The following is a 10,296-nucleotide window of genomic DNA, read 5'->3' as shown; positions in this document are numbered from 1 at the left end:
CGGACCGACGGGCTCAGGGGTTTCCCGCGCCTATGGCCTTGGCCCAGTTTCGCACACGACGACACTGCTGATGCCGCCCCGGACGTTGAACCGGCCGGTGACCCGCATCCATCGAGGCTTGGTCGCGCCGGCAAGTTCGTCCAAGAGGCGGTTGGTGACCGCCTCGTAGTAGATGCCCTCGTTCCGAAAGCTGTAGTAGTAGAGCTTCAAGGACTTCAGCTCGACACAGGTCTGGTCGGGGACGTAGTCAAGTTCGATCGTGGCGAAGTCGGGCTGGCCCGTTTTCGGACACACGCTCGTGAACTCGGGGCAGACGTGGGTGATCAGGTAGTCGCGGCCCGGGTTCGGGTTAGGAAAGGTCTCAAGGATGTCGGCACCCATGCGACGTGCAGGGTACCTAGCACGGGAGTCTGGCCCTGCGGCCCGCCATGGTAGATTTTCGGGACATGGTCGCGGTCGTTTTTCCTGGTCAGGGGTCCCAGAGGCCTGGTATGGGGGCAGACCTCTACGCCAAGGACCCTTACGCGAGGCAAGTCTTTGACGAGGTGGAAAGTGCGACGGGGCTCAACGTCGCCACTTTGTGCTTCGAAAGCGACGAAGAGACTTTGCGGGAGACCCAGAACGCCCAGATCGCGCTCTACACTTGCTCGCTGGCCGCCTACTACGCGTTCCGAGGGGCGGAACCTGGCGTCGAGGCCGAGGCGTTCGCCGGGCACAGCGTGGGCGAATACGCGGCCCTGGCCGCGGCCGGTGTCCTCAGTGTCGCCGAAGGGGCACGCCTAGTCCGACGCCGTGGCGAGATCATGGCGTCGGCCGGCAAGAGCCGGCCCGGGACGATGGCGGCGGTCCTCGGACTCGAGCGAGACACGATCGAAGCCGTCTGCGCCTGCGTGGCGCCTTCCGGAGTCTGCGTCCTCGCCAACGACAACTGTCCAGGGCAGATGGTGATCAGCGGCGACATGGACGCCGTCCAGGCGGCCAGCGCCAAGCTGTCCGAGAAAGGGGCGAAGCGGGTGATCCCGCTGAACGTCAGCGGAGCGTTCCATAGCCCGCTCATGGAGCAGCCCGCCGCCCAAATGGCCGAGGCCCTGGGATCGGCGACGTTCAACCCTGGGCACGCCCCCGTGTACAGCAATGTCACGGCCCGACCCGGTTCCGATTGGCCGACTCTGCTGGAGCAACAGCTCAAGAGCCTTGTCCGGTGGACGGAGTCGGTCCAGGCGATGGTGGCCGACGGATTCTCCACCCAGGTGGAATGCGGGAGCGGCGACGTGCTGAAAGGATTGCTTCGCCGTATCGACAAGGACACGACCGGCCTGACCGTCGTGGACACCGCGACGCTGGAGGCCACCGTCGCCACCCTTAAGGAAAGCGCATGAGAAGATTTGAAGGCACTGTCGTCGTCGTCACCGGGGCCAGCCGAGGCATCGGCCGGTCGATTGCCGAACGGTTTGCCAGCGAGGGGGCCAAAGTGGCCTGCGTCGCGACCTCGGCGGCGAACGCCGAACCGACGGCACAGGCGACGGGAGGCAAGGCGTACGGGTTGGACGTCAGCGACACCGCGGCGGTCGAGGCCGTGTTCGCCCAGATCGAGGCCGATTTCGGCAAGATCGACGTGCTCGTCAACAACGCCGGCCTGACCCGGGACACCCTGGCCCTGCGCATGAAGGAGGACGACTGGGACCGCGTCATCGACGTGAACTTGAAGGGCACCTTCAACTGTTGCAAGGCCGTGCTCAAAGGCATGATGAAGGCACGTCGGGGCCGTATCGTGAACATCTCCAGCGTTGTCGGCCTTCACGGGGCGGCAGGCCAGGTCAACTATTCGGCCAGCAAGGCGGGCATCGTCGGTCTGACGATGAGCTTGGCCAAGGAACTCGGGAGCCGTGGCGTGACCGTGAACGCGGTCGCCCCAGGGTTCATCGACACCGACATGACGGCCGAACTCTCGGACGAGATGCGGGAGGGCGTGGTCAAGAACGCCCCCCTCGGGCGGCTTGGCGAGGGGTCAGACATCGCCGGGGTCGTCGCCTTTCTGGCGAGTGACGACGCGGGTTACCTGACCGGGCAAGTCCTGACCGTCGACGGTGGCCTGACCCTGTAGGGCTCAGGGCCGGTCGGTCATCCGGAGCGGGCCCGGCATCGCGGAGATCCGGGGCTTCTCTTTGACCTCGGCGACAGGGTCGTCCGGGCCGGCTGCCCGCCTCCCGTTGAGCTGAAGGTGGAACTCGGCGAACCGGGGGTCACTGGCGGTGAAGGAAACCGCCTTGTTTGGGTCGCTCCTGAGCTTGAGGAGCCCGGTCGCCGACTCTGGCGTGTCGAGCAGCCTCAGTGTGTAGGCGACGGCCTCGCGGACTCGCCAACGCGGGTCGTCGAGTTTGGCCAGGACAAAGGGAAGCTGGTCGGTCAGTCGGTTTTCCCCGACGACCTCGACACAGGCGACGGTCTCGTCGACCATGCCCCTTCCGGACGTCAACTTCAGTTCGTCACCGATCAACTTGTGGCCGCTCGCGGCGAAGTATCGCAGCGCCGCAATTCGGTCGGCGTAGCGGTTGTTGCCGAGGAGGAGGGCGTACTTTTCCTTCGTGTCGTCGTCGCCGAACTCACGGCACCAGGCGGGGTCAAGGTGGCGGATGTCTTGCCAAGCCACCCGCTTGGCGGCGGCGACCGCCGCCCTCCTCACCTCGGTGGTCACCAAGGACGACGGCACCTTCCTCAACGCCGAAAGCATGTCCGTCAAATCAAGGTCTGTCGTTCCCTGTGACGCCAGGAGGCTGACAAGGGTCGAAGCGCCGCCGGGCAGGCGGAGTACAGTCTCGACAAAGGTCGCGTCGTGCGGGCCCTTGACGGGGAAGACACTGCCGTTCACCAGTTCGATGTCCGCAGGGTCGGTCGAAAGTTTGAGCAGTTCAAGCCTTGCCTGGGGGACCAGCGAGGCGAGCCGCCGCGGGTCTCGGACAAGCGCCCTCAGTCGGGGCACCGCCCCGCCGGGGTCCGACCTGACCATGGCGACGAGGCTTGGTTTGTCGGTCACTTGGCCGGTATAGGCGGCGTGGACCAGCCCGTTGACCCTAAGCAACTCGTCAAGGTCTTGTGCCGCCGTCTTCGGGGTCGCCTTTTCGAGGACCGGGGCCCACCGTTGCAGGCCGAGGTCGGGCGCGTCGGCCGACGTGTCCAGGGCCGATCGGGGGTTACCGAGGAATTGGCCAGCCAACAGGGCGGCGTAGGCCGGCGTTCCTGGTTCTAACGACGTCGTCGGCACACCCTGGGCCAGGGCCTTGAGTTGGTCCGGGGTAAGCGCATCCAGCGCAGAGGGGCTGGTCGTGATCGACAAGGCCAGGGCCTTGACCGCCGGGTCAGCGTCGCCAGGAACCCGCAGTTCGGCCTGGAGCCGCTGCCTCAAGTCCATAGCCGCACGGTGCGAGTCGAGCGCGGACCTGGCCTCTGCGGCATCGAAGTCCGTCAACGCGAAGACCACCTGCGTGTCGCCGGTCGGAACCAGGTCCAAGAGGACGGACAGGGCCTCCGGAGTGTTGATGCTGGCCATGAGGCTGGCGACGCGGCCGACGGCGAACTGCTGGCTCGGAGAAAGATGCCTCTCCCGCCCGACCTCCTTGGCAAAGGCCACGAAGTAGGGCATGGACTTGCGACCGCCGTTGGCGGCGAGGGCGGCGATCTTGTAGGCCCGGGCCAGCTTGTCCGTGTCGTCTGCCGCCGCCGCCACACCCGACTCGAGGGCCAAGTAGCGCAGGCCCGCGAGCGTCTGGGCCGCCTGGCGCCGAGCATAGACGTCCGGCGACCGTAACGCCCTCACGAGGGCCTTCCAACCCGACGGGCCTGACTCAAACAGCTTGGCGGCGACCTTGTCGCGCATCGAGCCGGATCCCAGGCCGACGGCCAGTCGGTCGGGCGAGGCTGATTGCAGGTCGGCCTCGGTCAAGGGGCGGCCGTAGTAGTCCCAACAGCGATAGCCGACCCACCCGAGTAACGCGGCGGTGGCCAACGCGGCTAGAACCGGGACGCGGACAAGAGGGCGACTCATCTTGATCATCCGTGGCGCGTGACAGGCCGTTCCATCAGCGCAGTCCCATTCTGACACTGTCCATTTGCGGCCACGTCCCGTGGCGTCAGCGCGGCCCGCGTAGTAATATAGTGCGGCTTCGGACAGACGCTGGTCGGAGCAGGATTTGATCCATGGCGGACAACGTTTTTGAAAAGGTGAAGAAGATCGTTTGCGAAGAGCTTGGTGTCCAAGAGAGTGAGGTCAAGGCCGAGTCCTCGTTCACGGAGGACCTGGGTGCTGACTCCCTTGACATCGTCGAGTTGGTCATGGCCGTCGAAGCGCAGTTCAGCATCGACGTCCCGGACGACGACGCCGCAAACATTAAAACCGTCGGTGACGTGGTCGCATACATCGAAAAGTTGACCAGCTAATGGCTTTGCCCGCCCAGCCTTCGGGTCGGGTGGTGGTGACGGGGCTCGGTGCGGTCACCCCGCTCGGTAACAGCGTCGCTGACTTTTGGCCCCGTGTCGTCGCGGGTGAAAGCGGTGTCGGGCCCATCACACTGATGGACCCGGCCGACTATCCGACCCAGATCGCCGCCGAAGTCAAAGACTTCGACGCGTCGGTCTGGCTCGACAAGAAGGAGGCGCGTCGGATCGACCGCTTCATCGCCTTTGCCGCCGCGGCGGCGCAGATGGCGGTCGACGACGCCAAGTTCCCCACCGACGACGCCGAACTCAAAGAGCAGACCGGCGTCCTCATCGGGAGCGGCATCGGCGGGCTGACGATGATGACCGAGCAGACGGAGCGCCTCCACAAAGACGGCCCGGGCCGGGTGTCGCCGTTCCTCGTCCCCTACATGATCCCCGACATGGCCAGCGGCTACGTTTCGATCCTGCAAGGGTTCAAGGGGCCGAACACCTGTGTGGTCACGGCTTGTGCCACCGGGGCGAACTCGATCGGAGACGCCTACCACATCATCAAGCGAGGTGACGCGGTGGCGATGTTGGCAGGTGGTGCAGAAGCACCGATCAACCCTATCGGGCTCGCCGGCTTTTGCGCGGCCCGGGCGATGACCACCAACAACGAGGCGGGCAGCAAGGCGTCGCGTCCCTTTGACGCCGGTCGAGACGGGTTTGTCATGGGCGAAGGGTCGGGTGTCCTCGTCCTGGAAGACCGCGACCACGCCATCGCCCGCGGGGCAAGGATCTATGCCGAGATCGTGGGCTACGGAATGAGCGGCGACGCGTTCCACATCACGATGCCGGACAACGAAGGCGACGGAGCCCGCCGGGCCATGGAAATGGCAGTCAAGCGGGCCGGGTTGGGCAAAGAGGGGATCGGCTATATCAACGCCCACGGCACCTCGACCCCCTACAACGACAAGTTTGAGACCTTGGCGATCAAGCGGGCCTTCGGCGACTTGGCCGCCAAGATACCGGTGAGCAGCACCAAGTCGATGATCGGGCACTTGCTCGGCGCGGCCGGGGCCGTCGAGGCGATCGTCTCGATCAAGGCGATCACCGAAGGCGTCCTGCCGCCGACGGCGAACTACGAGACGCCGGACCCCGAGTGCGACCTAGACTACATCCCGAACGTCGCGCGCCCGACCCAGGTCGACGCCGTTCTCAGCAACTCGTTCGGGTTCGGAGGGCACAATGCCACTCTCGTCTTCCGCCGGCACAACCCTTGACGAGCTGGTCCAATCCTTCCTGGACCAACTCCGGGCCATGCGCTCGGCCCACACCGTCCGGAGCTACGCCGTCGACCTGACCCAGTTGTGCCTCGTCACCGAGGGCACGTTCGATCTTTCGCCTGGGACGTTGCGGGACTACCTCCGTCGATACGGAGTCACGCCGGGGACCCGGGCGCGCAAGCTCTCCGCCCTGCGGACGTTCGTCCGCTACCTCCAGGCGGTCGGGGTTCTCGACACGGACCCCACCGAGGCACTGGCCACGCCGTACAAACGTCGTAGGCTGCCCAAGGCGCTCAGCCGGACTCAGACCGAAGCGTTGCTGGACCAACCACCGCCCGGCCGGACACCGTTGCGCGACCAAGCAGTCTTGGAGACGGCCTACGGCGCCGGGTTACGGGCCAGCGAATTGGTAGGACTTGACGTCGGCGACCTGGACCTCGAGCGAGGTGTGGCCACCGTCCGCGGCAAAGGTGACAAGGAGCGGGTCGTCGTCTTTGGCGACGCGTGCCGGCGCGCCGTCACCGCCTATATGGAGGAGGAACGGGTCACGCCCGGGCAGGGGGACCCCCTGTTCACCAACGCGAAGGGGGGAAGGTTGACGACAAGGACGGTCCAGAAGCTTGTGCACCGATGGGCTCGGGCGGCCGGTCTCCCGGACACGGTGACACCGCACACCTTGCGCCACAGCTTTGCGACCCACCTCCTCGACGGCGGGGCGGGCCTGAAGTCAGTGCAACAACTCCTCGGGCACGAACGGTTGGCGACCACCCAGGTTTACACGCATGTCAGTGTCGAACGACTCCGCGACGCGGTGGCCAAGGCGCACCCGAAGGGCGGTCAGACCCACGTCGACGCGCGCCGGAAGATCTTGTAGTTGAGCGGTCGGCGGAGATGGGCGAAGACGAAGTCGGGGAATCCGGCCATGAAGTCGAGTTCATAGTCGTCCGGCGGGGAGATGAGGACGAGGGGTGTGCCGTTGGCGGTGCCGTGCGCCATCTTCGCTTCGGCGAACGCTTCGTATCCGGCGATCTTGTGCGGTTTTTCCAGGGTCGCCACGAGGTCGACAAAGAGGAGGTCTGCGTCGTGACATTCGTCCAGGGCGTGCCGCCAGTCCTCGGTCACGACAAGTCGGTCGTCGGGCTGGAAGGCACCCACGGTCGCGCTGACGACCTCGGCGTCTTTTGTGACCAGCACGAATTTCATGGGTTGCACTATAGACCCTTGCCGGGTTGCGATTCAACGTGACCTGACCTAACGGGGGCGGGCCGCGCCGCCGACAATCGGCTTATGAGGATCGGTGCGTCGGCTTACGCGGCTCAGGCGGCGTACCAGACCCAGCGTTCACCCGAGGGTGGGCAGGCGTCAGGTTCCTATCAGGTCGGCATGCTCAAAAAGGCCCTGGAAGGGCAGACCCAGGCTGCCCAGGAACTCCTGAAAATGCTAGAGCCAAAGGGTCAGGTCGTCGATATCCGGGCCTGAGCAACAGGTATCTTGGATTGCTGTGGCGAAAAAGAGTGCCTCCAAGCCGACCTGGTGGAAAAACACCTTCTTCTGGTTTGGTGGCGCGTTGGCCGTCCTTGGCGTCTGGGGCCTCGTCGCTGGTGACAAAGTCATCCGCGACCCAGGGCAAGTCGTCGAGAACAACCTCTCCCTCTTCTATCTGATCGGCGCCGCGATCATGCTGGTCAACGGCTGGATGTCTCACCGCCAGGCGTTGTTGCATTTCCAGGAGAGCGAGGGCGAAACGGCCGAACAGCCGCTCTAAACGAGACTCCCTATGGTCAATTGTGTCTGTGGCAAGCCGATCGAGAAAGTGCCTGAGTGGCTCTCTGCGGTCCAGATCAACTTCGTCTGCTCCAACTGCCCGAACCACACCGTCAAGAGCATCACCGAGGTCAGTCTCGGCCCCGCGATGTCGGCGGCAGGAGAGACCGGCGCGATCGAGCCCGAGATCGACGAAGCCGACGAAGACGAAGACTGAGCGTTAAGCCGACTGTTCGCGGCACAGCCGTCCCACGCGCTCGATAAGCATGAGAGACGGTGTGCGGCTCTCACCAAGGGCAAGGGCGCAGGCCTGTTTCAAGTCTTGGCAAGACATCGTGGCGTTTTCGTCCACGAGCAAGCGGGCGAGGAGCGTCTCGCCTCGCGCCCAGACACAGGCCTCATAGACACCCTCGACCGCGGTAAAGAAGCGTTCTGTTTCGGCGTGGTCGGAGAAGGCGCAGGCGGACACATTTGGTTACTCGGCTGGCGAAGCCCTTTCCTGAAGGGGTAGCACTGCTTTGTACTGCTCCAGGTTGTCAACGTCGGTGCCAATATCAGCGAAGGGGCAGACTACCGCCCTGGCTTTGAACTTCAAGATACGCGAGACCCGGTTTTCAAGGAACTGTAGCGACACCAGCGAGGGGAGGGCCTGCCCCAACACAAACCTCAGGATGAAGAGCGGGCCGACCATGCCGGCCAAAGACAACGGGCTCTTGCGCTTGGCGTAGGCCTGGGCGACGATCTCCATATTGGCCAGGAGCATCTCGCGGCGGCACAGGCAGACGTTGCCTCCGGTCAACCGACCCTGCTTCGTCACGATCGCCGTCCGTTTGAGCATGGGGAACTCCTGGCGGCAGACGTCGAGGGGGACCACGGCAAAATTGAGGGCGGCGTCCGCGTCGCACTGGGCGGCGAAGGCCAAGAGAGACTCTTCGCGGAGGAACGGGAGGTCGGCGGTGACGATCAACACTTCGGCACCGTTCGTCGCCTTCAGGCCTGCGGTCACGCTACCGACGAAGTCGGTACCGGCCTCGACGTCCCGGCTTTCCGGCGGTCCGCCGACCACGACCACGGAGCCGACGGCTTCGGCGGCACGACGGACGTGGTCGAGCATCGTCCCGTCACGCCAGGGAAGTTGGCACCGGTACTCGACACCGGTCTCTGCCCGGGTCTCTTCGCTGGCCTTGCCGCCGGCCAGGATCACGATGTCCAAAGGCTCTCCTCGCGGGTAAGCGTGTGGCACCGGTACACCTTGCCGATCGACTCGGACGCCAAGGCGTCGGCAGCCCGAGACGCTGCTTCGGCCGACCCGAACACACCGAAAACTGCTGAGCCGGACCCGGTCAATTGGGCCGCTCGGGCCCCCTGGGCCTTGAGCCGCTCGACGGCGTGGAGTGACGCTGGCCCTGCCACCGACTCAAAGTCGTTGTGGAACGCGCCCGGGTCTAGCTCCCGCCATTCGCGCGGGATTACGTCAAGTGCCTTGTACGCCTCGACCGTCGAACGTCCCTCCCCCGGCATGACCACGACCAGCTCCCGCCTGGGGAGGTCGGGCAGGGGAGTGAGCTTTTCCCCGTAGCCTTCGCCAATCGCCCGACCACCCACCAGGAAGAACGGGGCGTCCGCCCCGACCGCGGCGGCGACCTCATGGCAGAAATGGTCGGGAAGCCCGCCGGGCACAAGCCTGGAGAGGAGCCTCAAGAGGCCGCTCGCGTCGCTGCTACCGCCCCCCAGGCCGCTCTGGGCGGGAACGCCCTTGACCAGCCGGACCGCGAGCGGGGGCACGGGGACGAGCTCGCGGACGAACGCCAAGGTCTTCGTGATCGTGTTCGAGGTGGGCAGTTCCATCCCGACGCAATCGACAGTGTCATTGTCGGAGGGCCTGATGGAGAGAGAGTCGACGATCGACACGGCCTGGAACACGGTGCGAAGCGGGTGGTAGCCCGCGGAGTCGGGTGGACCGACGGAAAGAAAGGTGTTGATCTTGGCCGGGCAATTGATTTGCCCGCCCTTCACGGCCTTTCCTCAAGATGCTCTTCGACGACGGCTTGAGGGATGGGCGGGAGCACAGTGACGTTTTGGGGGTAGGGGGTCATCTCAAGCTCGTCAAGGGCTTTGTCGATGGCCTCAAACTGCATTTTTGCCTCGGTGATGACGCCGAGGAACTCGCGGCTCTCCAACTCGGGCGACCGACCGGTGAGCCGGTAGTTGAGCATCCGGATCCTGAGCGCGTCAAGGGTCGTGACGAAGACGGTCGACTGGGCCTCGGTCCGCTGGATGCCGCTCACGACGGCCTTCCAATGCTGTTGGTACTCCGCGATGTTCTTGTCGGCAAGGCGGTAGAGCTCTTGCGACTGGGCGTCGGGAAGCCCCGTCGGCATGTGGGCGTTGGGGACACGGAGGCTGCCTTCGCTCTGGACGACCTCGTTTTGGATGATGTCTGCCCGTCGCAAGGCGTTGTAGAGGTCGGCGGCCAGTTTGTCCACCGTCCCGGGCAGTTCCATAAAGTCGCCGAGGCCACGCTTGCGGAGAGCTTCGACCGCCTCGTGGAACTTGGCTACCCGTTCCTCAGCGAGTGACCAGTGTTGCCGGAACCTCTGGCTGTAAAAACGCTTTTGTTTGGCCTCCTTGGAGGCCGTGTTGATGATCGCCCCGACCACAACCGCGCTCGTGCACAGGGAGAAGAGGGCGACCCCGATGTTGTTTGAAGCGAGGGTGAGGGCGGTCAGGACCACCATCAGGCCCATCACGACGATCCGACCTGGCGACAGAAACTGCTGCCGGAACACTTCTTGGTCGCGTCGGCGGATTTCGTCCATGGCGTTCTATCCTC

15 protein-coding genes are annotated in these 10,296 nt (G+C 64.9%); 8 read left to right on the top strand and 7 right to left on the bottom strand.

The window, feature by feature from the left end:
- Positions 1-30: 30 nt before the first annotated feature.
- On the bottom strand, positions 31-381 hold the full coding sequence (gene queF / locus KF857_03195) for a preQ(1) synthase (GenBank protein MBX3110990.1): 351 nt from the start codon (positions 379-381) through the stop codon (positions 31-33).
- Between the two features lie 65 nt (positions 382-446).
- On the opposite strand from queF, the gene fabD reads away from it, so the two are divergent.
- On the top strand, positions 447-1,379 hold the full coding sequence (gene fabD, locus KF857_03190; GenBank protein ID MBX3110989.1) for an ACP S-malonyltransferase: 933 nt from the start codon (positions 447-449) through the stop codon (positions 1,377-1,379).
- Positions 1,376-2,104, top strand: coding sequence for a 3-oxoacyl-[acyl-carrier-protein] reductase (fabG, locus tag KF857_03185; protein ID MBX3110988.1), 729 nt, complete (start codon positions 1,376-1,378; stop codon positions 2,102-2,104). The genes fabD and fabG overlap by 4 nt, the downstream gene beginning before the upstream one ends.
- A 3-nt stretch (positions 2,105-2,107) precedes the next feature.
- Here the strand turns inward: fabG and KF857_03180 are convergent, their stop codons facing one another.
- On the bottom strand, positions 2,108-4,042 hold the full coding sequence (locus tag KF857_03180; GenBank protein ID MBX3110987.1) for a hypothetical protein: 1,935 nt from the start codon (positions 4,040-4,042) through the stop codon (positions 2,108-2,110).
- Positions 4,043-4,194: 152 nt separating this feature from the next.
- Here KF857_03180 and KF857_03175 point away from each other — a divergent pair, with 152 nt between their 5' ends.
- From KF857_03175 to KF857_03165, 3 genes are read left to right on the top strand one after another with little or no spacing between them, the layout of a single operon-like run.
- The gene (locus tag KF857_03175) at positions 4,195-4,434 is read left to right on the top strand and encodes an acyl carrier protein (GenBank protein MBX3110986.1); all 240 of its coding nucleotides are present in this window, start codon (positions 4,195-4,197) and stop codon (positions 4,432-4,434) included.
- On the top strand, positions 4,434-5,696 hold the full coding sequence (fabF, locus tag KF857_03170; GenBank protein MBX3110985.1) for a beta-ketoacyl-ACP synthase II: 1,263 nt from the start codon (positions 4,434-4,436) through the stop codon (positions 5,694-5,696). The genes KF857_03175 and fabF overlap by 1 nt, the downstream gene beginning before the upstream one ends.
- On the top strand, positions 5,662-6,573 hold the full coding sequence (locus KF857_03165; protein MBX3110984.1) for a tyrosine recombinase XerC: 912 nt from the start codon (positions 5,662-5,664) through the stop codon (positions 6,571-6,573). The genes fabF and KF857_03165 overlap by 35 nt, the downstream gene beginning before the upstream one ends.
- Here KF857_03165 and KF857_03160 read toward each other — a convergent pair.
- Positions 6,537-6,902 carry a hypothetical protein gene (locus tag KF857_03160; protein ID MBX3110983.1) on the bottom strand — a complete coding sequence of 122 codons (366 nt, stop codon included), beginning with the start codon at positions 6,900-6,902 and terminating at the stop codon, positions 6,537-6,539. The genes KF857_03165 and KF857_03160 overlap by 37 nt on opposite strands.
- 84 nt (positions 6,903-6,986) lie before the next feature.
- On the opposite strand from KF857_03160, the gene KF857_03155 reads away from it, so the two are divergent.
- The 3 genes from KF857_03155 to KF857_03145 are packed head-to-tail and all read left to right on the top strand — an operon-like array spanning position 6,987 to position 7,680.
- Complete coding sequence (locus KF857_03155) at positions 6,987-7,178, top strand: hypothetical protein (protein ID MBX3110982.1); 192 nt, start codon at positions 6,987-6,989, stop codon at positions 7,176-7,178.
- Between the two features lie 22 nt (positions 7,179-7,200).
- Complete coding sequence (locus KF857_03150) at positions 7,201-7,464, top strand: hypothetical protein (GenBank protein ID MBX3110981.1); 264 nt, start codon at positions 7,201-7,203, stop codon at positions 7,462-7,464.
- A 12-nt stretch (positions 7,465-7,476) separates the two neighbouring features.
- Complete coding sequence (locus KF857_03145) at positions 7,477-7,680, top strand: hypothetical protein (protein ID MBX3110980.1); 204 nt, start codon at positions 7,477-7,479, stop codon at positions 7,678-7,680.
- Between the two features lie 3 nt (positions 7,681-7,683).
- Here KF857_03145 and KF857_03140 read toward each other — a convergent pair whose 3' ends face one another.
- From KF857_03140 to KF857_03125, 4 genes are read right to left on the bottom strand one after another with little or no spacing between them, the layout of a single operon-like run.
- Positions 7,684-7,932 (bottom strand): hypothetical protein, encoded by a 249-nt coding sequence (locus KF857_03140; GenBank protein ID MBX3110979.1) that lies wholly within the window; start codon positions 7,930-7,932, stop codon positions 7,684-7,686.
- Positions 7,933-7,938: 6 nt separating this feature from the next.
- Positions 7,939-8,676 (bottom strand): nucleotidyltransferase family protein, encoded by a 738-nt coding sequence (locus KF857_03135; GenBank protein ID MBX3110978.1) that lies wholly within the window; start codon positions 8,674-8,676, stop codon positions 7,939-7,941.
- Complete coding sequence (locus tag KF857_03130) at positions 8,664-9,479, bottom strand: hypothetical protein (GenBank protein ID MBX3110977.1); 816 nt, start codon at positions 9,477-9,479, stop codon at positions 8,664-8,666. The genes KF857_03135 and KF857_03130 overlap by 13 nt, the downstream gene beginning before the upstream one ends.
- Positions 9,476-10,282, bottom strand: coding sequence for a hypothetical protein (locus KF857_03125; protein MBX3110976.1), 807 nt, complete (start codon positions 10,280-10,282; stop codon positions 9,476-9,478). The genes KF857_03130 and KF857_03125 overlap by 4 nt, the downstream gene beginning before the upstream one ends.
- Between the last annotated feature and the right edge of the window lie 14 nt (positions 10,283-10,296).

It is taken from the genome of Fimbriimonadaceae bacterium, from assembly GCA_019638795.1.
In the GTDB taxonomy this organism is placed as follows: Bacteria; Armatimonadota; Fimbriimonadia; order Fimbriimonadales; family Fimbriimonadaceae; genus JAHBTB01.
This window is presented reverse-complemented; position numbering and strand designations above follow the sequence as displayed.